Annotated in this window: 25 protein-coding genes and 1 tRNA gene; 15 read left to right on the top strand and 11 right to left on the bottom strand. The window is 57.9% G+C overall.

The genetic code is table 11. The features are described from left to right. The first annotated feature begins 148 nt into the window (after positions 1 to 148). Entirely contained in the window at positions 149 to 844 is a 696-nt protein-coding gene (locus tag AC0Z5Z_RS17545) for a heavy metal response regulator transcription factor (RefSeq protein WP_039760267.1), read from the top strand. Beyond that, positions 817 to 2,205 carry a heavy metal sensor histidine kinase gene (locus tag AC0Z5Z_RS17540; protein ID WP_039760264.1) on the top strand — a complete coding sequence of 463 codons (1,389 nt, stop codon included), beginning with the start codon at positions 817 to 819 and terminating at the stop codon, positions 2,203 to 2,205. The genes AC0Z5Z_RS17545 and AC0Z5Z_RS17540 overlap by 28 nt, the downstream gene beginning before the upstream one ends. On the opposite strand, the gene AC0Z5Z_RS17535 is transcribed toward AC0Z5Z_RS17540, so the two are convergent. Then, positions 2,177 to 2,683, bottom strand: coding sequence for a nuclear transport factor 2 family protein (locus AC0Z5Z_RS17535; RefSeq protein WP_042609814.1), 507 nt, complete (start codon positions 2,681 to 2,683; stop codon positions 2,177 to 2,179). The genes AC0Z5Z_RS17540 and AC0Z5Z_RS17535 overlap by 29 nt on opposite strands. 78 nt (positions 2,684 to 2,761) lie before the next feature. Next, positions 2,762 to 3,520 carry an SDR family oxidoreductase gene (locus tag AC0Z5Z_RS17530; RefSeq protein WP_039760604.1) on the bottom strand — a complete coding sequence of 253 codons (759 nt, stop codon included), beginning with the start codon at positions 3,518 to 3,520 and terminating at the stop codon, positions 2,762 to 2,764. Positions 3,521 to 3,688: 168 nt separating this feature from the next. Between AC0Z5Z_RS17530 and AC0Z5Z_RS17525 the strand changes: the two genes are divergently transcribed. After that, the gene (locus AC0Z5Z_RS17525) at positions 3,689 to 5,200 is read left to right on the top strand and encodes an MFS transporter (RefSeq protein ID WP_223631549.1); all 1,512 of its coding nucleotides are present in this window, start codon (positions 3,689 to 3,691) and stop codon (positions 5,198 to 5,200) included. 1 nt (position 5,201) lies between these two features. Here the strand turns inward: AC0Z5Z_RS17525 and AC0Z5Z_RS17520 are convergent, their stop codons facing one another. Then, positions 5,202 to 6,062, bottom strand: a complete 861-nt coding sequence (locus AC0Z5Z_RS17520; RefSeq protein ID WP_122704478.1) for a LysR family transcriptional regulator — start codon at positions 6,060 to 6,062, stop codon at positions 5,202 to 5,204. 118 nt (positions 6,063 to 6,180) lie between these two features. On the opposite strand from AC0Z5Z_RS17520, the gene AC0Z5Z_RS17515 reads away from it, so the two are divergent. The 4 genes from AC0Z5Z_RS17515 (at position 6,181) to AC0Z5Z_RS17500 (ending at position 8,724) form a co-directional block, all read left to right on the top strand. After that, complete coding sequence (locus tag AC0Z5Z_RS17515) at positions 6,181 to 7,032, top strand: NAD(P)-dependent oxidoreductase (RefSeq protein WP_042609811.1); 852 nt, start codon at positions 6,181 to 6,183, stop codon at positions 7,030 to 7,032. 34 nt (positions 7,033 to 7,066) lie between these two features. After that, positions 7,067 to 7,399, top strand: a complete 333-nt coding sequence (locus AC0Z5Z_RS17510) for a chorismate mutase (protein WP_042609810.1) — start codon at positions 7,067 to 7,069, stop codon at positions 7,397 to 7,399. A gap of 46 nt (positions 7,400 to 7,445) precedes the next feature. Then, positions 7,446 to 8,099: a hypothetical protein gene (locus tag AC0Z5Z_RS17505; RefSeq protein WP_110599395.1), complete on the top strand. Its 654-nt coding sequence runs from the start codon at positions 7,446 to 7,448 to the stop codon at positions 8,097 to 8,099. A gap of 232 nt (positions 8,100 to 8,331) precedes the next feature. Then, complete coding sequence (locus AC0Z5Z_RS17500; protein ID WP_122704611.1) at positions 8,332 to 8,724, top strand: RidA family protein; 393 nt, start codon at positions 8,332 to 8,334, stop codon at positions 8,722 to 8,724. A gap of 191 nt (positions 8,725 to 8,915) precedes the next feature. Here the strand turns inward: AC0Z5Z_RS17500 and AC0Z5Z_RS17495 are convergent, their stop codons facing one another. The 7 genes from AC0Z5Z_RS17495 to AC0Z5Z_RS17465 form a co-directional block, all read right to left on the bottom strand. After that, positions 8,916 to 9,518, bottom strand: a complete 603-nt coding sequence (locus tag AC0Z5Z_RS17495; protein ID WP_150368116.1) for a terminase small subunit — start codon at positions 9,516 to 9,518, stop codon at positions 8,916 to 8,918. A gap of 330 nt (positions 9,519 to 9,848) precedes the next feature. Beyond that, positions 9,849 to 10,181 carry a phage holin family protein gene (locus AC0Z5Z_RS17490; protein ID WP_485611412.1) on the bottom strand — a complete coding sequence of 111 codons (333 nt, stop codon included), beginning with the start codon at positions 10,179 to 10,181 and terminating at the stop codon, positions 9,849 to 9,851. A gap of 530 nt (positions 10,182 to 10,711) precedes the next feature. Further along, positions 10,712 to 11,071: a PA0613 family protein gene (locus AC0Z5Z_RS17485; protein ID WP_047301475.1), complete on the bottom strand. Its 360-nt coding sequence runs from the start codon at positions 11,069 to 11,071 to the stop codon at positions 10,712 to 10,714. Beyond that, a complete protein-coding gene (locus tag AC0Z5Z_RS17480) occupies positions 11,064 to 13,283 on the bottom strand; it encodes a VapE domain-containing protein (RefSeq protein WP_485611411.1) in 2,220 nt (739 codons plus the stop codon). The genes AC0Z5Z_RS17485 and AC0Z5Z_RS17480 overlap by 8 nt, the downstream gene beginning before the upstream one ends. Continuing rightward, a complete protein-coding gene (locus tag AC0Z5Z_RS17475) occupies positions 13,273 to 13,497 on the bottom strand; it encodes a TraR/DksA family transcriptional regulator (RefSeq protein WP_008080171.1) in 225 nt (74 codons plus the stop codon). The genes AC0Z5Z_RS17480 and AC0Z5Z_RS17475 overlap by 11 nt, the downstream gene beginning before the upstream one ends. Beyond that, positions 13,490 to 14,008, bottom strand: coding sequence for a phage regulatory CII family protein (locus AC0Z5Z_RS17470; RefSeq protein ID WP_009049401.1), 519 nt, complete (start codon positions 14,006 to 14,008; stop codon positions 13,490 to 13,492). The genes AC0Z5Z_RS17475 and AC0Z5Z_RS17470 overlap by 8 nt, the downstream gene beginning before the upstream one ends. A gap of 319 nt (positions 14,009 to 14,327) precedes the next feature. Further along, on the bottom strand, positions 14,328 to 14,579 hold the full coding sequence (locus tag AC0Z5Z_RS17465) for a transcriptional regulator (protein ID WP_122707914.1): 252 nt from the start codon (positions 14,577 to 14,579) through the stop codon (positions 14,328 to 14,330). A 101-nt stretch (positions 14,580 to 14,680) separates the two neighbouring features. Here AC0Z5Z_RS17465 and AC0Z5Z_RS17460 point away from each other — a divergent pair, with 101 nt between their 5' ends. The 8 genes from AC0Z5Z_RS17460 to AC0Z5Z_RS17425 all read left to right on the top strand — a co-directional run bounded on the left by AC0Z5Z_RS17460 (position 14,681) and on the right by AC0Z5Z_RS17425 (position 19,580). Beyond that, on the top strand, positions 14,681 to 15,442 hold the full coding sequence (locus AC0Z5Z_RS17460; RefSeq protein WP_103367201.1) for a S24 family peptidase: 762 nt from the start codon (positions 14,681 to 14,683) through the stop codon (positions 15,440 to 15,442). A 253-nt stretch (positions 15,443 to 15,695) separates the two neighbouring features. Next, positions 15,696 to 16,286 carry a hypothetical protein gene (locus AC0Z5Z_RS17455; protein WP_485611410.1) on the top strand — a complete coding sequence of 197 codons (591 nt, stop codon included), beginning with the start codon at positions 15,696 to 15,698 and terminating at the stop codon, positions 16,284 to 16,286. 9 nt (positions 16,287 to 16,295) lie between these two features. Beyond that, a complete protein-coding gene (locus AC0Z5Z_RS17450; RefSeq protein ID WP_083368984.1) occupies positions 16,296 to 16,577 on the top strand; it encodes a phage antirepressor KilAC domain-containing protein in 282 nt (93 codons plus the stop codon). Between the two features lie 158 nt (positions 16,578 to 16,735). Further along, positions 16,736 to 17,116: a pyocin activator PrtN family protein gene (locus AC0Z5Z_RS17445; RefSeq protein ID WP_485611409.1), complete on the top strand. Its 381-nt coding sequence runs from the start codon at positions 16,736 to 16,738 to the stop codon at positions 17,114 to 17,116. Continuing rightward, positions 17,113 to 17,580, top strand: coding sequence for a hypothetical protein (locus tag AC0Z5Z_RS17440; RefSeq protein WP_485611408.1), 468 nt, complete (start codon positions 17,113 to 17,115; stop codon positions 17,578 to 17,580). Before AC0Z5Z_RS17445 ends, AC0Z5Z_RS17440 begins: the two co-directional genes overlap by 4 nt. Next, positions 17,577 to 18,329 (top strand): DNA cytosine methyltransferase, encoded by a 753-nt coding sequence (locus AC0Z5Z_RS17435; RefSeq protein WP_485611407.1) that lies wholly within the window; start codon positions 17,577 to 17,579, stop codon positions 18,327 to 18,329. The genes AC0Z5Z_RS17440 and AC0Z5Z_RS17435 overlap by 4 nt, the downstream gene beginning before the upstream one ends. A gap of 12 nt (positions 18,330 to 18,341) precedes the next feature. Continuing rightward, the gene (locus AC0Z5Z_RS17430; protein WP_485611406.1) at positions 18,342 to 18,548 is read left to right on the top strand and encodes a DUF4224 domain-containing protein; all 207 of its coding nucleotides are present in this window, start codon (positions 18,342 to 18,344) and stop codon (positions 18,546 to 18,548) included. Continuing rightward, positions 18,549 to 19,580 carry a site-specific integrase gene (locus tag AC0Z5Z_RS17425; RefSeq protein WP_485611405.1) on the top strand — a complete coding sequence of 344 codons (1,032 nt, stop codon included), beginning with the start codon at positions 18,549 to 18,551 and terminating at the stop codon, positions 19,578 to 19,580. Between the two features lie 93 nt (positions 19,581 to 19,673). Here AC0Z5Z_RS17425 and AC0Z5Z_RS17420 read toward each other — a convergent pair. Further along, positions 19,674 to 19,760: transfer RNA gene (locus AC0Z5Z_RS17420), tRNA-Leu, on the bottom strand. Positions 19,761 to 19,892 lie beyond the last annotated feature (132 nt).

The raw sequence follows: 19,892 nt of genomic DNA, 5'->3' as shown, positions 1-19,892 counted from the left end.
TCGAATGACATTTTTGTCATTCGCCAACCCTGACCATGTATGACAGAAATGTAACCGACTGCGCCCGCTCATCCCGTTACACTGCACAGCCGAGATACCGATGTCGCGGACTTAACCCCGTCATGAAGAAACCCGAGCGCGCCTGACGATGCATATCCTGCTGATCGAAGATGACACCAAAACAGGTGAGTACCTGAAAAAGGGGCTCGGTGAGTCCGGTTACAACGTCGACTGGACCCAGCATGGCGCTGACGGCCTGCACATGGCCTTGCATACGACCTATGACCTGATCGTGCTGGACGTGATGTTGCCCGGGATTGACGGGTTTCAGATCATCGAGCTGTTGCGCGCCAGACAAGACGTACCCGTGCTGTTCCTTACCGCGCGCGACCAGTTGCAAGACCGCATTCGCGGTCTGGAACTGGGCGCCGATGATTACCTGATCAAACCTTTTTCGTTTACCGAACTGCTGTTGCGCATCCGCACTATTCTGCGCCGCGGTGTCGTGCGCGAAGCCGACCATTTCCACCTTGCCGATCTCGAACTGGATCTGGTCCGGCGCCGCGTGACCCGCCAACAACAGGTGATCGTGCTGACCAACAAGGAGTTCGCCCTGCTCCATCTGTTTCTCCGTCGAGCCGGCGATGTGTTGTCCAGGACACAAATCGCTTCGGAAGTCTGGGACATGAATTTCGACAGCGATACCAACGTGGTGGACGTCGCTGTCAAGCGCCTGCGCAACAAGGTCGACCAGCCCTACCCGATCAAGCTGATCCATACCATTCGCGGTATCGGCTATGTCTGCGAGGTGAGGCCATGCGGTCCCGACGCCAACCCTCGCTGACGCTGCGATCGACCGTGGCGTTTGCCATGGTCGCGATGCTGGCCGTGGCCGGCGCGGGCTTCTATCTGTATCAGACGATGAAGGCCTCGGTATTGGTCTACAGCGATCACGCGGTGATGGGCCGTCTGGAGCATTTTCGCAAGCTCCTGCATTACGAACTCGCCATCGAAAAGCTGCGCGACAGCCCGCAGATTTTCAAGAACATGCTCGACAGCGAAGACGACATCTTCATCATTGAAGAGCCGGGGCAGCCACCGGTCATCCAGGTCAATCCACTCAACGTCACGTTGCCTGAACTGCCGGTGATCGGCCAGGACACAAAGCTGAGCGTCAGTGATCTGCGCAGCGGCGTGACCGACTCGGGAACAAGGCTGCGCGCCGCCTCCGTAGTCACGACGTCGGGTGGCCGTGTAGTCCGATTGACGGCCGCCCACCTTATGGGCAAGGAAATGGCGATGCTTGCGGCGTATCGCGAGCGCATCTACCTGGCCGTGGCCCTTGCCTTTCTGGCAACCGCGTTGCTGGGTTATCTGTTATTGCGTCGCGGGCTGCGTCCGCTGCGCAAAATGGCCGCCCATGCCGCAGCCATAACGCCTGAGCGTCTGCACAGCCGTATGGACAGCGCCGATACGCCGGTTGAATTGCAACAGCTGAGTGACGCCTATAACGCGATGCTTGATCGTCTTGCTCAGGGTTATCAGCGACTGACGCAATTTTCCGCCGACCTTGCCCATGAAATCCGCACGCCGGTCGGGTCGTTGATGGGACATTGTCAGGTTGCCCTTCGCCAACGCCGTAGCGAGGACGAATATCAGGCGCTGATCGCTTCGAACCTTGAAGAACTCGAACGGATCTCGCGCATCGTCGAAAGCATTCTATTTCTGGCGCGCGCCGATGAAGCGCAAGCCGTAGTGGAGCGCCAGCAACTGTCGCTGCATGACGAATCACAGCGCATCGCTGAGTATTTTGAGGGTTTGGCTGAAGAGCGGCGAATGAGCTTCCAAATAACGGGCGATGGTATCGTGCTCGCTGACCCCTTGCTGCTGCGCAGAGCGTTGAGCAACCTGGTGGCGAACGCTGTTCGCTACGCTTACGAGGGCACCGAGATTCTGATACGGGTATTGGAAACCCACGGAGGTGCCCGGATTGAGGTGGAGAACCAAGGGCCGGTGCTGGGCGACGAAACCCTGGGCAAACTCTTCGACCGCTTTTACCGTGGCGATGCGTCTCGGCACCAGAATTCCGACTCCTACGGGCTTGGCCTCGCCATTGTCGTGGCCATCATGCAACTGCATGACGGCCACGTGGGTGTCGAACAGCCAAGGGCCGGGACTATTCGTTTTTCGCTGTCGTTCCCTTGAGCTGCTCGAACGGTGCAAACTGTTCTTCGCCCGCTGCGGGTACCCAATCTTTTAACGGCGTCAGGAAATGCATTTCAAAACGACGTGACAGGAACGCCCACTTTCCGTCCCGACGTTCAAACCTGTCGTGGTAAAGACCGCTGACTTGCACCGGGCCTTTTTCAATGTCATGAAACAGGCAATCCGCAGCTACCGTGCCCACTGCGCTGTCACCCTCGATTTCAATCAGCGGGTTGGCCATCCAGTGGTGCATATGGGGCATCTGGCGCCAGCTGTTTTGCGCCATCGCCAGGATTTCGTCACGGTTTCCAGCCTGGCCAAAACCCGGTAGATCCAGTGTCGACTCTTCGTGCCAGATTGAGCTAAGAAGCGAGGCGTCGATGCGGTCGAAAGCATTGGCGTAGGCGCTGATCAGCGACTCGATGGCGGCGCGACTTTCCAGGGCGTCCAGTCGGGCTGTCAGTTGTTCATTGTTCATGATGAGGTTTCCTGCAGGGGCTGCGCATAAGCGAGGAAGGCAGCCCTGCGCGAGGGCTGCGCTAGGTTGAGCACGTGGTCAGATCTGCGACAGGCCGCCGTCGACCATCAACTCCACACCGTTGACATATTTCGCATCGGCAGACGCAAGAAACAGCGCCGACGAGGCGATTTCCTCAGGCTCGGCCATGTACCCCAATGGCGTGATCTGCTCGACGTGCTGACGCAGCGCGGCGACGTCGGTTTCGCTCATCTTCAAGCCGTTATCCATCAGCGGTGTGCGGGTGAAGCCAGGGCTCAGGACATTCGCTCTGATCTTGCGACCTTTGAGTTCGTTGGCCCACGTCCTGGCAAAGGAACGTACCGCGGCTTTGGAGGCGTTGTAGAGGCTCAGTCCTTCCATGCCATTGCTGGAACAGATAGAGGCCGTCAGCACGATCGAAGCGCCATTTTTCAACAATGGCATCAACGTCTGTACAGTAAAAAAGACTCCCTTTACGTTGATGTCGAACATGTTGAAATAGGCGGCCTCGGTGGTCTCGCCCAGCGGGTTCTTTTCACAAATACCCGCATTGGCAAACACTGAGTCCAGTTGATCGCCGTGCGCCTCAATCGTCGCCTTGAGCTCGTCCAGATCAACCTGGCGCGCGACATCGGAAATGACCGCGACCGCCCTGTCGCCAAGCTTGGCCACCGCAGCCTCCAGCGTGGCTGCAGAACGCCCGGTGATGTAAACGCGCCTGGCGCCCTCGGCAATCAAACCCTGTGCAATCGCAAATCCGATCCCGGTGGACGCGCCGGTGACGACTGCGACCTGATCAGCGAATTTACCTGACATAACTGACTCCTCGATTTCGGTTGTGTGGCTCGACTGGAACCACAGTGCGGCCATTTTGCGAGGAGGCAGGGGCGCAGCGGCACTGCCATAAATGAACATTGGCCGTTCATTTATGTGAGGCGTCAGCCAGGGTTTGATCGTTTAGATTGAAGTCAGCTTATTCAAAGCATGACTCGCAATCGAAAATATTCTGGAGCCGAAGGGTTTCAGAAAGGAGACCTTATGCCTGAGAAAATAGTAGCCCTTCCGGAACAGCGGCGCTGGCTGATGTTCGCCATCCTGTTGGTCGGTGCATTCTTGCCGCCGCTGGATTTCTTCATCGTGAACGTAGCGCTGCCTTCGATTCAGCAATCGCTGGGCACGGCCTCCTCTGCCGAACAGTTGATCATCTCTTCTTACGCGGCGCTGTATGCCGTGACACTGATCACCGGCGGAAGGCTTGGCGACATCTTTGGCCGCATGAGAATGTTCTTCGTTGGCCTGATTGGCTTTGCCGTCGCCTCACTGATCTGCGGTGTCGCCGAGTCACCCTGGGTGTTGATCGCCGGACGCTCGCTGCAAGGCGTGACGGCCGCTGTCATGGCGCCGCAGGCACTCGCTTCAGTGCAGGCGATATTCCCTGAGTCGGAAAAACCCTTGGCGTTGAGCCTGTACGGTGCGGTGTTTGGTTTGGCGTCGGTAGTCGGCCAGGCACTTGGCGGGATTCTGATCTCGCTCAACCTGATGAACCTGGGCTGGCGGTCGATATTTCTGGTGAATCTACCGATTGCGTTGCTGGTCATTCTGATCGCCATCCCCGTGGTCAAGGAAACCCGCGCACCCCAGACCAGCAAGCTGGATCTGGGTGGAACGCTGTTGTCGATGGTGACGCTTGCGGCGCTGATCGTTCCACTGATCGAGGGACGTGAAGCGGGCTGGCCGTGGTGGGCCTGGCTGTCGCTGGCGGCGGTGCCACTGCTGGCCTGGCTGTTCTGGCGCTACGAAGCCCGCTTGTATCAAGCGCAAGGCGCGCCGTTGCTGAACCCTGCTGCACTGCGTGCGCCCGGGCTGGGCCGGGCATTGCTGGTGGCGCTGACTTTTTACGCGATCGGCGTGTTCTTCCTGCTGTTTTCCATCTATTTACAGGGAGCGCTGCATACGAGCCCGCTCAGTGCAGGTCTGGTCTTTCTGCCATTCGGCGCTGGTTTCTTGCTGGGGCCGCTCGCCACCCATCTATTCCGGCGTTTGCTGGGGTCTTATGTGAATCCCTTCGGAATGGCACTCGAAGTGCTGGGGTTCGTGCTATTGGCCTGGCTCGTGGCGCACACGCCAACCGCCGTCACGCCCTCTGCGCTGTCCCTTGCCGTGATTCTCTTTCTGATCGGTTTCGGACAAGGACTGGCCCTTCCGACATTGATGCGCATGATCACTGGACGCGTGGCACCGGCGTATTCCGGCATGATTGCGGGCATCACCAGTTCCACACTGCAAATCAGCACGGCACTGAGCGTAGCGATCATCGGTGGCATTTTTTACACGCTTCTGGGCAAGGACACGGACGCGGCGGCCATCACCCACGCCTTCACCGTCGCCATACTGTGCATCGCTGCGTGTCTGGTGGTAGGCGCAGGACTGAGTCTGAGTCTGGCGCGCCAATCTGCTGCAGAGCTGCAAACGGCGGCCATGCAGCCGGCAGAGTGAATCAACCGCCTGCCTGAGTGCCAATCATGACGGAGGCCAGGTCGGCAAGCGCGCGTAGACTGTCCATCTGGCGCATGTCCTGGTGGTAGCCCATCCAAATGTCGCGGCCTGGTGGCGGTTCATCTGAATCGATCAGACGCAGCGCCGTCAACTGGTCGCCCAAAGCGCGGGGCAATACCGCGACGCCCTGCCCCTGCGCACACATTTGCGCCTGGACTGTGCGGCTGCTACTGGTAAACACGGTACGCGCCAGAGGGTAACGCTGCTGCAGCCACTGCACATCGGGATAATGAGACTGGGCAACACTCATGGTGATCAGACCCAGCCCGGCGCCCTGTGGCTCAGGGTCAGCAGATCCAACGGCTGCGTATAACCCGTAAGTCAGGGAGATCAGCTTGCGGTGCACGATATCGGGTTCGGTGAACGGAACGATTCGAAACGCGATGTCGGCGTCGCGGCGAGCCAGATCAAACAATCGATGCCCGGCAATGACCTCGGGCACGATCAATGGATAACGCCGGCCCAGTTCACTCAGCACCGGGGCCAGCACATAACAGGCGAACCAGTCAGCGCAGGAAATGCGCAGCACACCTTCGGGCTGTGCGCTGTCCCCCGCGAGGCGCCTTTCGATGGCCAACGCACTTTGCTCCATTTCCTGCGCGAGGCTGAGGAGCTTCTCGCCGCTGTCGGTCAACACGAGACCTTGGTTGGTACGCAGGAAAACGGGTTGGCCACTGAACTGTTCCAGCACCTGCAAGCGCCGCCCCACGGTCGGATGGCTGACCCCCAACAGCTTGGCGGCAGCCCCTAATGACCCGCTGCGGGCAATCGCGAGAAAGACCCGCACATCACTCCAGTCCATGCTCCGCCCCCGTACAAAAATGAACAGTGAGAGTGCAGCAATGGCACTGCCGTAGCAATCCCGTGCCCGACATACTTGTCTGCATTCACCGTCGTCGAATACCAACCGGAGACTGCAAATGAAGATTGGTTTTATCGGAGTGGGATGCATGGGCAGAGCCATCATTCCACTGCTCGTCCGCGCTGGCCATCACGTCTCGGCATGGAACCGCAGTCAGGCGGCGATCAAGGATCTCGAAGGCATCAGCGTTATCGAAACGCCGGCCTCGGCGTTCCAGCAAGAGGTAGTCATCACTCTTCTGGCCGATGATGCCGCCGTCAGGCAAGTGCTGCTCTCCAGCGCTGTTCTGGAAACTGCAGACAAAGCTTGCGTGCATGTCGTGATGTCGACCTTGTCGCCTTCGCTGATGTTGGAGTTGCAGCGCGAACATGAAGCCGTCGGCATGCCATTGATCGCGGCGCCGGTCTTCGGCGTGCCCGCCGTGGCGGCCAAGGGCGAGTTGAATATCCTGGCGGCCGGATCGCAGGCCGCTGTCTCGACCGTCCAACCGCTGTTCGACCTGCTCGGGAAAAAAACCTGGTATCTGGGCGACCAACCTGAACAGGCCTGTATCGCGAAAATCGCCGGCAACATGATGATCACCCAAGCCATCCAGTCGCTGGGCGAAGCCAGCGGACTCGTTCAACGCCACGGACTGAGCCCTTCGATTTTCATCAAGCTCATGACCCAGACCCTGTTCGCCTGCCCCAGTTATCAACGTTATGGGCAGAACATCGTCAGCAGCAATTTTGAACCGGGATTCAAACTGTCGCTTGGCCTCAAGGATATGAATCTGGCGATCGATGCGGGTCGTCTCAAGGGGCTGGAGTTGCCAGCGGCGGATGCCGTGCGATTGAAAATGACGTCGGCGGTAGCCAGGGGAGATGGCGACAAGGACTGGTCGGTTTTTGCTCAGCAGACGAATCATTGAGAAGCTCTTTCGAACACCTGTCACGAGGTCATTCATGGAAAACTCCGACATCGCGCGTCAACTCTCAACATTCAGGAAAACCATCGACAATATCGACGCCGCCCTCATCCACCTGCTCGCGGAACGGTTTCGCTGTACCGATGAGGTCGGATTGCTCAAGGCCCGATATCAGTTGCCTGCGGTAGACGAGGCCAGAGAGCAGCAGCAATACCAGCGTCTGGCAGCACTTGCTCAGGAGGCCGAGCTGGATACGGCCATCGTGCAGAGGCTGATGCAGTTGGTCATTGGCGAAGTGGTCGAGCGCCACAGGCAGATCGCCGCCAGGCATGCCCCGGCACCCGCCAATAACCCTGACCCTCGGGCCTGACCCCGGCGCCACTTATCGAAGCAATCAGACAAACGAGCAGAACCGCATGAAATGGCCAACGATCGAGCAAATTCGCAGCTTCACCGATTTACCCTATGGCTACAGTTGGGATTACCTGAAACGTGAGGAGATCAATGTCGCGACAGATTTTTTCCGGACATGGTTTCCCTCCATTTCGGTGGGGTTGGCAAGCCCGTTTCTGGACCAGCAGTTCTACGCAGACAACGTGGTGCTCGAAGACGATCCGGATCGAGGCATATTCGCTACCGTCGTCCGCCAGAACGATGAGATTGTCGCTATCGCCACGTGGGAAAAAATTGACGGTGCTGACGTTATTTTCGGGCGGGTCGGCGCGGTAGCCAAACCGCACAGACAAGCCAGACTGGCCGTTGCGGCCCAGGACCTGGGAGAAAAAATCGGCACGTTCATGGGCGCGGGGCTGATCTATGGCATGGCAACAACCCGCACGCCGTATATGCAACAAGCACTGGAGCAAGCCGGTTACAAAGCGGTAGGGATAATGCCTGGCTTGGACCGGGAAGAAACAGCACCTGGAATCGTGCGCAGGGTTTACGAAGTCATCTACGTAAAACGGCTCGCACCACACGCCGACTTTCTCATTCCTGCCGGTCATAACCTTACCCCTACAGTCGCGCGACTTTACGCAGATATATTTCAAGGTGATGACGACACGAACTGACGAGCCAGCCTAGCAGCGAACCAACCATCGAAATGCTTCTGATCAGTAACGCTACCGGCTCGCGCCTTTTGCATCGATCGAGGTAGCCACATTAGGTAATGAGTTCAAAAAGACTCAGCAGCGGCTAAAAGCACCTGTGGGGTTGATTAATAGATGAGAAGTGAACTGAGTGGACGCGGCTCTGGCCCCTGAGTTAGCTTTCGTAACCGTTCTAACTTGGGGCTCCGCAATCATGACTGACCGTCAGATCATTGTTCCAGATGGCATGAGATTGATCTACGAGCGCGCGGGTTATGCACCAGCAGTAAAGGTAGGAAAAACTCTCTACTGCGCGGGTCAGGTAGGCAGGACGCCGGAATTATCCGTCATTGAAGAACCTGAGCAGCAGTTTTTAGCTGCATGGGACAATCTCCGGATCGTCTTGGAGGCAGGTGGCTGTAAATTTGAAGATGTCGTAGAAATGACAACTTACCACGTCAACATGCACCGTCACATGCCAATTTTCAGACGCGTAAAGGATAAAGTCTTTCCGAGAAGCACTTGTGCATGGACCTGCATTGGTGTCAGTGAATTAGCTCGACCTGGCCTTCTCGTGGAGATCAAGTGCGTCGCAGTAGAGCGATAACCTTCTGACAAGCACCTGCATATCCAGATCTTAAAATGGGTGACTACGCATGCGGTGGTAGATTCAAAATTACACTCGCCTGCTGCATTGGTAGGCGCGTGATAACACTTTACGCCGACGGCTAATACTGACTGGAAGCAGGCGCCAATCAATTCCGATGCGAGCAGAAAAATGCCTATCAGCGGATATCCTTAGCACTCGCTCAACGCAAATCCAAAGTCATCGCTTGACACTTGTGCCGCTTCGTTAAGTCGTTGGCGCAGCGCAGCCGTTAGCTGCCTCTCCACCTCCCACGGATCCGACAGCGCGGCGAGTTTTGGCGCCAATTGCGGCGACAGGCTCATTAGCGAATGATTAAGCGATCGCGCCGTTTCAAAAGCGGCTTTCTGCACAAAGCTGATTTCCACCAGCTCCCCCTGCGCCTTGCGAAACTCCATCTCAGCCATCCGCGCCAAGTAGTGCTCGCGATGTGCACGCGCTTTCTGAAAGTCCGGGGACTGCCCTTGCGCGAGATCAACGGGCGGGGGCGCAGCCATGTTAGTCGACTCGGATTTTGCAGCGACGTGGCTGTACACATCACGTTGAAGCCGCTCCTGTTGGTGGCGAGCAGCGACGGAAGCCTTGCTCGGGTCAGCGGTATCGCGGATCAATGCTTCGGTGGCCAGAACGTCGACCTGCTTGCCATTGGGAGACAGGACCAGTCGACCGTTTTCCTTCAGCCAGGTGATGTAACTCGGCGACCGTCCGATGTGCGCAGCAAAGGCGCTCTTCGACAGGTACGTAGCTGTGCTCATAAGCCCTCCTTTTCAGCGGCTTTTCAATGAATCCTTTCAAGATTTCAGTGGATTGAAATTTCAGTAAGCTGGCGGGTCTCCCACTAACACGATCCCGCGGGTTTCCGACCCCGTGTCCTTTGAAAGCCCCCAGGGTCCCCGGCGGTTTTCTGCCCGATCCGGTCGGTCGACTCGGCATTCGAGTGCCATGCCCTGCCCCCATCCCTTTGGAAAGACGGACATCCCTGTGAAGGTTTCAGCTAGAGAGATTCCGCGAGTTCGATAACCCGTGTAGGGGGCGGCCCTTGGGGAGGACCCGTAAAAATCGGCTTCCCACCCGGCCTGCCCGGTTCATGCCTTCGGCTCGGCCTCACTCAGGTCCAGCCGCTTGGCGACCCAGCGTTCGTACAAGCCGATGGCGACATCCGCGCCGGCCATTGCGGTCAGGCAACCCAGGGCGCCCGCCGTCCAGATCGACAGGCCTGCACCGAACAGCAACATCATCGCTGACACGCCGCAGACGATGCAGGCACCGGATCGAAGTGCAAGGCGGCGCAGTAACGCCCAACCTCGTGTCCCATCCTTGTCAGCGCGCCACATCTCGCCAGACACGCCGCCAACCAGTGACAGGACAATCACCAACCAGATCGGCATCTCTGCCAGCGCCTGTTGCTCGTTCGTCATTGCCCTGCCCCTTAAACAAAAAGACCCGACGCAATGGCCGGGTCAGGTGGTGGATGGCCCTGCCGCGTTTTGCGGTCGCACCCATCGAAGATGGCCCCTTTTTACAGGTCGATTCTGGTGGCAGCAAGACCGTTTTAATGCCATCCGGTGAATGTGTGGGTGACGCCCAGTGAACGGCTGGCGAATGTCGGTGAATATCTTTCCCGGCTGTCTTTTGCTTTTCTGGCGTCCCATACGTCCCACCTTTCTAAAACAAGGTGGGACGTCTGAAAACCCCGCAGATTGGGGCTTTGCCCCACCGTCCTACTTTTATCTCTCTTTTCTCGTGTATAGAGAGAATATTTCAAAACACGCGTGCGCGTGAACACGCGCATTGATGCCCGCTACGCATACACGGGCGGGAGGCATGAAAAAGGTGGGACGGTGGGACAGCCCAACAACGACGGGGCCTGCGCCCGTCCCACCACCGCAAAAAGCAGTGGGACGGAGGCAGGCCAGTGGGACGGCGTGAGCCAGAGTAATGCCCACGATCAAGCCGCTTCCCCCAGGAGGAAATGCTCAACCACGATGTGAGCGTCATGCAGGCGCTGGTAGTAGAGGTTGCGTGTGCAGCCACTCTCAGCCAGACGCGCAGTCAGAGGCGCATCAGGCTGGAAGTAATGCACCTGGACCACCGTCATCAACTCGGGATCAAGGCGTTTCTTGACGATGCGCTCGATGTCCAGGGAGGCCTCCAGCGGCACCCTGCTCCCGCGCCTTCCGCGCACAAGCTGGCCACCGCTTTCCATCATCATCGCGACCATGTTGCCGCCCGAGTAACCGGCAGCCACTTCATCGCTGTGCAGCTCCTGCGCCCATTGCTTTAGGGCCATATCGATTGCCTTAATCATCGAAGCACGGCTCCTCGAACTCAGGTTGTTCCAGCGCAGGCGCCCTGCCCCAACCCTCCGGTTTCTTGTACGCCCATGGCCGCTGGCCGCTCTTGCTCAAGGCGCCCAAACGGAAACGTCGCCACCCCAATCGATGCAGGATCGCACCCACACGCATCTGCTCGGGTTTGCCCCAATGACCGGGATCGAGCTTGAGCGCCTGACTCATCACTTCACTGCCGGTGGTGGTCTCGCCGATCTGCGACTCTTCGAGCCAGGTCAGGATGGGCGTTTCCCATTCGTCCACCACGAAGCGTTCGTCCTGTTCCTCGCTGAACATTGGTGCTTCCTCTCGCGTTACCCACCAGAGGTCCCCGGCCTCAAAACAGAACATCGCTTCGGCCCAGAGCTGGTCGCGGATCTCGCGCAGCAACGCCACGTCGACCTTGGTACAGGCCACCGGCCAATAGCGGCGGTTGCCAGTGGCGTCTTTGAGGTACTCGTCCTGGTTGGTGGTACCGACGAAGACACACTGGCGTGGCACGTCCAGCGTTCTGCGGCCATAGCTTTCGCGGTAGGTGTCGGTGGACGCGGAGAAGAACTGCTTGGCCTTGGTGCTCTCGGCCTTGTTGAAGCTGTCCAGTTCGCCCAGCTCGACTATCCACTTGCCGCGGATCGCCTGAAAGCCGTCCTTGTCACCGAGAGCAAACGGCGTATCCATGAACCACTCACCGCCGAGCACGCTCATGGCGGTCGACTTACCGGCGCCTTGTACGCCTTCGAGGATCATCACCGAGTCCGCCTTGCAGCCGGGCTTCATCACCCGCGCGACGGCCGAGATCATCCAGCGCTTGCCGACCTTGGACGTGTAGTCCGTTGTCTTCACGCCCATGACATCCGTCAGCCAACGCTCCAGGCGCGGCACACGATCCCATTCCAGCTTTTTCAGGTACTCGCGCACCGGGTGAAAGGCGTGGTCGTGCGCCACGACACTTACGGCCTCGATCACGTGCGAGGACTTCACGCGCAGGTTGTACTGCTGCGCGAGCCACTTCATCACGCGCACGTCGTCGATGTCGGCCCACTCGCCAGTACCACCGCCATAAGGGGCGGCGCGTAACTTGACGATCTTCGAGCTGAAGGCGCAGTAGCTGATCACCCCGGCCCAGCGTTCGTCATGAGCCAGGATCAGTTCGACGTTCTGCATGTGCGCGATCAAGGCGCCGCTTTCACTGCGGGCGAGTTGATCTTTCCAGCCACCAGCCGCCGGTGGACGGACCACGGCCAGCACCTGACGACGCACGGCCTCCAAACCTTCGGCGACGTGCAGGTCGTTGAAGTCGGTCCACTTGTCGTGGCGCTCGACGGAGAAGATCGGCGCAACGACTTGGGCGCCGACGATCAGAGCAGCATTGCTGGCCTTCTCTTCACCTGGGTTCCAGGCATCGCCGTTGGGCTTGGTGGTCTTCCAGTCATCATCGCGGCAGATGATCAGCGGGCAGCCGGCAAAGCGCTCGCGCATGACCTTGCACACAGCCAGCAGGTTGCCCGCATCGAAGGCCACGGCCACCGCGAGAGACGTCGCCATGTGCAGGCTGGCGCCGGTGGCGTAACCCTCACAAACCAGCACCGGTTCGCCTGGTACCGGATGCGGACCGAGCAGGTGGAACGTGCCCTCCTTCGCCATGCCGCAAGGCCAGTAGGATTTGTCGCGGCCGGTGTCTTCCTGCTTGTTGGGGAAGATCACCTGCAGGCCCATGATTTGATCGCGAGCGTTCTTCATCGGGACCAGCACAGCACCGGTACGCGACGCGTAACGTACGTTGATGCCAACGATCTGTTTGCGGTCCAGGTAATCGCTGCGTCCGGTGGTCGGCATACGCTCGAACAAACCCTGCGCCCTTTTTGCGGCCCGCCGCGCAGCGTTATTCGCGATTTCGGCGGCGCGACGCTTGGCTTCTTCTTGGCGGGCGCGCATCACTTCACGCTCTTCCGGCGACATGCGACCGGCCTTGACCTTGATCTTCTGCGTCTCGCCCGAACGCCAGTCACCGAAAGCGCCGAAGATCAGCGTGTCGCCCTTCTCCGTGCGCTGCTCGTGGACCACGTACCAGCCGTTCTTTTCCTTGCCCTTGTCCTGCGATGTCTTGCAGCGGGTCAGCTTGCCGAACACCAGCGGTTGCGCTGGCTCCAGACCGTAATCGGCGAATTGGCCCAATACCTCATCGAGCATGCTGAATCCCCCGCTCGGAGAGAGATTGGCAGCTGATGCACTGCGAGCAACCCGGTTGGGCCAGGCGACGCGCCTCCGGTATCGGATCGTCACACGCTTCACAGAACAGCAAGGAATGGGCAGCGCTTTCGGCTTTGGCAGCGCTGCGCGCCGCCATGGCCTGATCGATGCGTTCCTGCACCAAGTCGTTGGCGAAATCGGCGATGTCAGCCACGGTCAGCACCTCGTGTCGTCTGGTTGACGTAGGTGGCGCGGTTGAACAACCCGAGCAGCCCTTGAATGCCCCGGAACACCTGCAGGCGAATAGCCGCGAGTTCCTGATCAGTCACCACACCGTCGCCGATGCTCTTGGCCCAGGTCTCGGCCAGATCGGCGACCTGGCGGAAGTATTCGGCGATGCCGGTGGTCAAGGTCTCGGGCATGTCGTTGGTATAGGTGTCGGCCAGCTCCTGCCAGATCGTGTCGCCGACCAGCGCATGCACCGCATCCAGAATGCGGCGATCCTTGGTCAGTTCGAGGATCTCGCCGAATTCCTGAATATTGATGGAGTGGCTCGGGTGGGTCGGCGACAGTTTATGTTGCAGCGTGGTCGGGTTACGACCGGTCGTGGCTGCGATGGCAGCAGCGCCACCCGGGTAATCGCGAGCGGCGTGGTACAGCGCTAAATCGAGCGGCAGGATTTCCCGCTGCGCCCGTTCCAGAGAACTGAGAGCAATTCGGCTCATGGCATTAATCCTAAAAGTTGCCAGTGCCGCGCGACAGAAGTTGGTGATACATTTGCCGCGTGGCTTGGTATGGCCCAAACGCCGGGAACCCTTGCAGGGGATAACCGGCACCGTGCTGGGGCGAACAATCCGTTGTTCACCCCTGGCGCAACAGCTGCCAGCTCTGTGGTAAGAACGGCAGCAACACCAAGGCTTCCGAGCCTTGGAAACGCGATGAAAGTCGGCGGCATGTGGTGTGCTCGCCTTCTAACATCGCGACCCGATAGCATTGTGGTGATGCTGTCGGGAGAAACTGGGCGACCCTTGGGCCGCCTTTTTTCTATGCAGCGTTTTCTACTCTGTGATTAGCTGGTGCCTGCATTCGCAGGTATTGCCAATCAATGTCTGGCCTTAACGACTCACACGTCACACGACTGCCGCTATGCCGATCAATCGAAATAGATAAAGCTGCGTTCGCTCGGCGATTGCCATAAGCAACCTGCTTTAATTGGCCGACTGAGGTATTACATCGAGAGGCAAAGGTCTTGAGCTGTGCGTCGTCTAGGATCTTTATGTATTCGAGAAGCGTCATTGCTAACCCCCTATTCAATACAAGATTAGCAACTGCTAATCCGGTCCGCAATAGCAAAACGTAATTTACATTTTGCTAACGGAGCACGGATGATTCCCTATATGAATATCTACGAAAAACGCCTCACGATTCTTAAAGCCCTGATTGGTGAAAACCAACTCAAGGACTTTGCCGGAGCGCATGCCGATGTGGACGCTTCGTACATTTCTCAGATCCTGAACGGGCACCGGACATTGGGTGACCGAGCTGCCACGAACCTTGCAAAAAAGCTCGCAATTCCTGCTGATTTGCTTACGACGGGAACCTACTCCGCCGAAGACCAGCATCAAATCACCGCCGCTTGGATCGCTCTTGGCCTCAAGCCTCCAGTTTTGCCCCACCCCGCGTTCTTCAATGCAACCATCAACGAAACCGCCCTTAGAACAGCTGAAGAGCGGGAAGCAAGCGAGCACCGGCGCCCTGCCCCAGTACCCGTAGTAGGAAAGGCTATGTTGGGTACTGATGGCTACTTCGACGCACTTGAATATCCTCCAGGTCATGGCGATGGATACTTGGAAATTATCAGTTCCGATCCCGATGCATATGGCTTGAAAGTCGTGGGAAGCAGCATGCATCCACGCATCAAAAACGGGGAGTTTGTGCTCATTGAGCCGAATCATGGTTATCAGACTGGCGATGAGGTCCTCGTGCGGACCACCGATGGTAGGGCAATGGTGAAAGAGTTCATTTACCGTCGGGATGGTCAACTCCGGTTCGATAGCATTAACGACAGCTACCCTCCTATCTTCCTGGAAGAAAAGCTGGTCGAGAAAATCCATTACGTAGGGGCTATCTTGAAGCCTTCAAAGTACCTTGAGATTTGAAATTTAGCATTTGCTATTGCGAAACAGATTAGCTATTGCTAATTTGCACTCACTCTTTAACCACAGAGCGAGGCAAATTTATGCATACCAAAGCTACGATTCATCTGCACCCAACCATCGCTGACCCCTGCCGCATTTTCGAGGTTCGTCGTCTGGCCCGAGAATGTGGCTGCGCTTTTATAAGCATCAACACCTCCAAAAAACGTCGCCCTCCTGCCAAGTGTTTCGACCCAAACGGTGGAGGGCACGCGGCATGATCAAGTACAAGATCGACAACCGCACCCTGCAGTTGCTCGACGCCCAGGTCAACCTGACCGAGACCTTCAACCACGTCCTGCGCACAGCCCCAAAGCGTGAATGCCTGGCATTCCGTCTCAAGGCTGAGCGCGGCGCAGTGGAAAGCACTTTTGTCGTGGAGCTGGGCAGCGAACGCCACACGCTGACCCTGCCAAACGACAAGAAAATGCACCTCAAACTGGCCGACTTTATTGAAGAGATTGCCAACGGTCCGTTCGACGCGCGCAACTCCAGCGACCTGGTGCATCTCCCGCATGCCGATCGTCAATACGGCCATTTTGATGTCGAAGACAAGCAGCGCGTGTTCGAACTGGTGCACACCGGCGGCGTGCTGAGCCTCGACATGGGTTTTGAACTTCCCCTGCATGTGGCTCTGCATCGCACTCATACGCGCCGCGGCGTCACCGCCATCTTGAGCATCGGCAACAAGAGTCCGCATACACGCTGCTTCACCTTGTACGACCCCGATGCCGAGATCTACGCAAGGCTCATTGAGTCCATCAACCACCTTGCTGCAGCAGCCACTCCTGCTGCGCACGCGGCATGAGGGGACGCAATGGAACGCACCCTCGCCCAAGCAGCGGCTCAACTCGGCCTCACTCGCCCCAAACTAATCGCTCTCATGCGGGAAAAAGGTTTGCTCAAGGGAAACCTGCCGGCGGACCCGAAGCGCGACAAAGCGTACCTGCGGATCAAGGACAGCCCTTGGTATGACGAAAAATGCGGAATGCAGTACAGCCAGTCGACCCGCGTCATGCAAGCCGGCATCCGCTGGCTGGCCGAGCAGTTGGACATCGATCTTCCTGCCATTCCGGCAGATCGCCGTGACGTGGCCTAGGGAGTACGCCCGCCAGATCGTTTCTATGCGCACACGCGAGGAGCGCAACGCCGCGCTCCTCGAAGTGCCCGAACATCTGCGCGAGCTGACTAAACGCCACTGCCTGAACGCCTGGAACCACCCGGCACGACAACAACGCAAGGAGGCTCGACAAGGCCATGAGTAACGCTGCACAGAATCCGCTTCGACTGCATCCGGCGCCCGAATCGGCCACCGTTGAACTGCTCTATCGAATCTTCGGTGACGTCCTGATCCCGCTGGAAAAAGTCCGCGAGCAGTACTTTCGCAATCTCAACGAACAGTCGTTCGTGACGGAGATCAACAGCGGCCGGATCAAGCTTCCGATCACCACGCTGGACACCAGCCGCAAGGCCTTGAAGTACGCGCACATCCGCCACGTCGCCTCGCTGATCGACATCCGCGCCTACAAGGCTGATGAAGACATGCAGCGGCAGCAGGACGGCCAATGCCGTGTTGCCCCCACACCACTGACGGCCGTTACCACCGGCCAACGACAACTCCAGGAGCACACGACATGATGACCCCAATACAAATCGGTGCACTCGTCATCCTGATAGTTCTGGCCGCCCTGTTGCTTTGGGGCGGTTACATCATGGGCCGCAGTGATGGTCTGGAGACAGGTCTGCGCGAGGGTGAAGACATCCAGCGCGCCGCGAGTGCCAAAACCATCCGTGAGCTTCAAGCCTCCCTGCAGTTCATCCGGGCCGCTCACACGCGTCTGGCACACACCTGCAAACGACTTGAAGCAGGTCCGCTGTTCGGCCCGGCCGAGCACCAGACGCTGATCGCCATCGGCGAGCTGCTGCGGATCGCCGCTGAAACCTTCAGCGCCTTTCGTACTGGCAAGAAACTCGAGCTTGATGCTTGGTCCCTGCGCGAACAGGTGTTTGCAATGACTGCGCAACCGCAGCCAGAAATCGAAGACAGCCTGGCCGGAAAACCACTCGCCAGCGCCGAGAAAGTCACTGTGGAGGCTGCGTGAATGAGCTGGCTCTTTTCGCAGGCGCTGGTGGCGGAATACTCGGCGGCCATCTCCTCGGCTGGCGCACCGTCTGCGCAGTTGAGCGTGATGCCTACGCCGCACAGATTCTGGCGCAACGACAAACCGATGGACTGCTCCCGCCTTTCCCGATTTGGTCTGACGTGTGCAGTTTTGACGGACGCCCCTGGCGAGGCCTTGTTGACGTGGTTTCGGGAGGATTTCCTTGTCAGGACATCTCGGTCGCAGGCAACGGCCTCGGTATCGCCGGAGAACGCTCAGGACTGTGGCGGCAGATGGCACGAATTACCGATGAGGTACGACCGCGCTACGTCGAACTGGAGAACTCACCATTGCTTGTGGGAAGAGGACTTGCCGTGGTGCTCGGTGACCTTGCCGAAATGGGGTATGACGCGCGATGGGGTGTTATCGGAGCGGCTGACCTCGGTGCCCATCATCAGCGTGACCGGATCTGGCTCATCGCAGAAGACACGCGTCAGACGATGGCCAACACCGGTGGCGAGCATGGCAAAGGGATCCTCCCCTGCCGCACTAACTCGCCGATCCGGGGCCGACCGCTCGAACGATCGTCTGGATCACGCCGTGATGGCATTGGATGGTGGTCATCTGAACCCGGAATGGGCCGAGTGGCTGATGGGGTGGCCCATCGGGTGGACCGACTTAAGGCCATTGGCAACGGACAGGTTCCAGTCGTGGCAGCAAGCGCATTCGAAGCGCTCTGTATTTCCTAGCAAGGAGGCAGCATGAACATTCAATTTCTTAGCCATGAGCAGGTCTGCGAGCTTACCGGAGCTAAAACTAAAGCCGGTCAGATTACGGTACTGAAGCGCAATGGCATTCGTCACACCATCAAGCGCAATGGCTGGCCTTGCGTGATTGCCTCGGCGCTGACAGGAGCAACTACCACTGCGCCAGAAATTCCAACGTGGCAGCCGCGCCTGGTGGGATAAATGGGACGAAGACCAACAAAGCCGGGGAGCATTCCCCGGCTGCGCGAGAGAAAACGCGGCAACACCACCTATTACCTTTACGACACTGGCGGGAAACCACGCAAGGAAATCCCGCTAGGTACAGATTACGGCCTAGCCATACTAGAGTACGCAAAGCTCGAAAAAAGCCGCGTCTCTCAAGCTTTGACACAAACCGTACTTACCTTTGCTTACGTAGCCGAGCTTTATATGAATGAGGTGGTTCCCACAAAAGCCCACGCCACCCAAAAGGACAACGCGCGCGAACTGAAAAACCTTCTCCTGTTCTTCAACGACCCGCCCGCTCCTCTAGAAGCAATCGAACCGAAACATGTTAGCCAGTACCTTCGTCATCGCGGTAAGGCAGCACCTATTCGTGCGAATCGGGAGAAAGCGTTACTCAGCTCCATCTGGAACTTTGCTCGCGAGAATGGCTATACATCCTTGGCAAATCCTTGCTCAGGAGTGAAAGGCAATAAAGAAACCGGTCGCGACATATATGTCGAAGACGACGTACTTGCCAGGGCCTACCAGCATGCCGATCAGCCATTGAGAGACGCTTTGGACCTGTTCTATCTAACAGGTCAGAGGGTCGCAGACACATTGAAGATGGATGAGCGAGACATAAAAGACGGGAAGCTCTCTGTTCAGCAAGGCAAGACTGGGGCTAAACGAAGGATCGAGATCATTGGTGAGCTCAAAGTCGTAATCGATCGAATCATGGCACGAAAGGCTGGACACAAAATCAGATCAACACGTCTCGTAGTAATCGACTCTGGGCAGCCGATGACAACCAGCATGCTCAGAAAACGGTTCGATGACGCCAGGGAAGCAGCCGGGATTCCAAAAGCAGAATTTCAGATGCGCGACCTAAGAGCAAAAGCGGCGACGGATAAGGAGGAGTCAACAGGCAGCATCCGAGAAGCTCGGGACCAGCTCGGACATACAACCGTCGGGATGACAGAACAGTACATCCGCATGCGGAAGGGGATGAAGGTTACCCCTACGAAGTGACTGACGGTCACGAATTGCGGAAAAGATTTTTTGATTGCGGAAAAAAGAACGAAGGGCTTGCATGAGATATGTCATGCAAGCCCTTGATATTTATGGTGCCCGAAGCCGGAATCGAACCGGCACGCCCTTACGAGCGGGGGATTTTAAGTCCCATGCGTCTACCAGTTTCGCCATTCGGGCGGTAGCGCGGTATTGCTCTGCTCAGCCTTGCGGTTGGATCCTGACAGGATGACCGCTTGAAAAGCCGAGCGGGGAATATATACATCACGTCCCGGTGAAGCAAGTTTGGAGTGCGCGATTTGAGAACTAAAT

The organism is Pseudomonas sp. 1L-E-NC-VB-C3, assembly GCF_057291535.1.
This window is presented reverse-complemented; position numbering and strand designations above follow the sequence as displayed.